The sequence below is a fragment of the Zwartia hollandica genome, assembly GCF_019923725.1.
GTDB classification, from domain to species: Bacteria; Pseudomonadota; Gammaproteobacteria; order Burkholderiales; family Burkholderiaceae_B; genus Zwartia; species Zwartia hollandica.
In genome coordinates, this window is sequence record NZ_JAHXRI010000013.1 from 1,050 (window position 1) to 4,282 (window position 3,233).

General features: G+C 58.4%; 1 protein-coding gene. It reads left to right on the forward strand.

Annotated elements, in window-relative coordinates; translation table 11 throughout:
* Positions 1-3,233, forward strand: a 3,233-nt coding sequence (locus KZZ10_RS14365; RefSeq protein WP_259662232.1) for a non-ribosomal peptide synthetase, incomplete at both ends; no start/stop codon positions are given.

The following is a 3,233-nucleotide window of genomic DNA, read 5'->3' on the forward strand; positions in this document are numbered from 1 at the left end:
ACTGGTAGCGTACCTCGTTGCGAGTTCAGGTGCGGTTGTAGGCACAGCTGCGGATACCTCTATCCCTGAGGCATCTGCTCTGCGTAGCACGCTCTCCAGCACCCTGCCCGACTACATGGTGCCGGCCGCCTTCGTGGTGCTCGACTCGCTACCGCTCACCCCTAACGGCAAGCTCGATGTGCGTGCATTACCCGCGCCCGAGATCACGGACGCGGGTGAGTACCGAGCACCCGTCACTGAGCACGAGCAACTCGTGGCCAACCTCTTTGCCGAGCTTACAGGGGCCACACGTGTGGGGCTTGACGACAGCTTCTTTGCGCTAGGCGGACACTCGTTACTTGCCATGCGCCTGCTCTCCCAGCTGAGGACTCGCACCGGGCTTGAGCTTGCGCTACGTGTTCTCTTTGAGCACCCCACCGTTGCCGGGGTTGCTCAGGCACTTGACCAAGTGCAAGCCGAAGCGCAAATCCTTGCCGCAAGCGGTGCTGTATCAGTGTCTCGCCCTCCCATCATCGCAGGTCTGGGCGTGCTAAATCCAGATACGGATGGCACACAACGGGTACTCTCCTACGGCCAGATCCGACTCTGGACCCTTACCCAGATAGAAGGCGCGAGTGGTAACTACAACATGCCGACAACCCTCAGGCTCTCGGGTGTATTGCAGAGCCAAGCGCTCGAGCGTGCCTTAGTCGATGTGATCGAGCGCCACGAACCGCTGCGTACCGTGATCGCAAACGAGGACGGTGCACCCGTAGGTTATGTGCGAGCGCTTGAGGCACAGACCACGCTGCTCGAGTATGAAGACCTCAGCAGCTTGCAAGAGCCTGAGCGCGAAGCGGCGCTTGAGCAGATCACTGCACGCGACTCGATTACCCACTTTGATTTAAGCCGCGATCTGATGATCTGGGCTCGCTTGATCAAGCTCAATGGTGACCAACACATACTCACCTTAGTTATGCACCATATCGCGGGCGACGGCGTCTCGATGGGTGTGTTCTGCAAAGAGTTAACACAGGCCTATGGGGCTCGAGCACAAGACCAAGCACCTGGCTGGACTCCGCTCGCTGTATCCTACGCAGACCATGCCGCCTGGCAACGGGCATGGTTAGAGGACAGCGGCGAGCTCGCGCGTCAAAGCCAGTCCTGGCAGGCGCAGCTCGCGGGCATCCCCGAGCGCTTGAGCTTACCGACAGACTACCCCAGAGAGGCGGGTCGCAGCCGCGCGGCGCGCTACCTGCCCATTGAGATCAGTGCACAGACCACTGCTCAGCTGCAAGCTCTGGCCAATCGCCATCAGACAACGCTCTTTACTGTACTAATCGCCCTCTACGGTACGTTGCTTGGACGTCTTGCCAATCAGAGCGATGTGGTCATTGGCTCGCCTGTGGCGGGTCGCACCACTGAGCAGGCCGATGGACTCATCGGGTTCTTTATCAATACCCTCGCACTCAGAGTCGACTCGAGCGGCCATCCTGATCTAAATACCCTCATGGAGCGCGTCAAGGGTAGTGTGAACCACGCGCTCACCCATCAGGATCTACCCTTTGAACGCTTAGTCGAAGACTTGGGAGTCACCCGCTCACTCTCACACACACCAGTCTATCAGGCGTCACTAACTTGGCAGACCCAAGAGGCAGCAGAGTTGTCTCTTGGCGGCTTGACCATTGAGTCGATGCCCGTTGCCCTCGAGCAAGCAAAGTCCGATCTTGCGCTCTATCTGACGCCAATGCCTAACGGCTGCATCTCTGGCATGGTGGAGTACGACGCGAGCCTCTTTGCCGAAGGTCGGGTGGCGCAGTGGGCGACCTGGTTCGTGCGCACCCTCGATCAGGTAGAGGGACTTGGCCAGACAGCTACGCCTGTCGATACGCTCTCACTCATTGATCAAACCGAGCGTCAACAGGTGCTCGAGCTCTTTAATCGAACTCAGGAGCTGGACATCTCCCTGGATGGGCCGGGTACTGCGGTCACAACACTCCCCGAACTCTTTGAGCAGCAAGTCGCCCGCACGCCCGAGGCCATCGCGCTGGTCTCTGGGGATGAACAATTAAGCTATTCCGAGCTAGATGCGCGCGCCAATCAACTCGCCCGTCATCTACTGGCGCTAGGCGTGCGTACTGAGGATGTAGTGGCGATCTTGCTTGACCGATCAGTGGGGATGATTGTCTCCATGCTGGCTGTGCTTAAAGCAGGAGCCGCTTACTTACCCATGGATCCAAGCTATCCGAGAGAGCGCTTAAGTTTCATGCTCACCGATAGCTGCGCGTCTGCACTTATCTCCACAAGCTCACTTCTAGATGAGGCTGAGCTTGAAGCCCCCCTAACCATCCGATTAGATGACTACGTACTCGAGGTGATACTCGAGCAGTATCCGAGTCACGCCATTACGGACTCTGAACGCTCAACTACGCTCGCCCCACAGAACCTTGCCTACCTCATCTACACCTCGGGATCCAGCGGAACTCCTAAAGGGGCAGGCAATACGCATCAAGGAGCCGGCAATCTCGTAGGCGAACTCATCACTGCGCACGCACATAATACAAACGCTCGAGTCTTGCAGTTTGCCTCGTTTGCCTTCGATGCTTCGTTCTCAGAGGTAATGCCTGCGCTGGCTAGCGGTGCAACTTTATATTTGATTGACGATGCCGCAGTGCGAACGGATCCTCGTGCCCTAGGCCGCTTCATTGCCGAGCATAGGATCACACTCGCTACATTGCCACCTGTCATCTTGCCCGAGATCCCCATTGAAGACCTCGCATGTCTTCAAACGCTTGTTGTGGCAGGCGAGGCCTGTTCGCCAGCACTGGTCAAGCGCCATGCCAAACACTGCAATATGCTCAATGGTTACGGCCCCACCGAGGCGAGCGTTTGTGTCACGATCGCGGGCCCTCTCGATCCGCAAATGGATGCCGCTGCACTTGTTCCAATCGGCCGCCCGATCCAGAACACACAGATCTACATCCTCGATGGGAGCTTGAATCCTTTGCCAGTTGGGCTAGCAGGCGAGCTCTACATCGCAGGCGCGGGCCTCGCACGTGGCTATCTCGGTCGTGCGGGGCTCACCGCTGAGCGCTTCGTGGCTAACCCCTTCACGCCAGGTGCGCGTATGTACCGCAGCGGCGACTTAGCCCGCTGGACCGAGGATGGGGTCCTGGAGTACCTCGGGCGCGCTGATGCGCAGGTCAAGATCCGAGGCTTTAGGATTGAGTTAGGAGAGATCGAGGCGGCGCTCG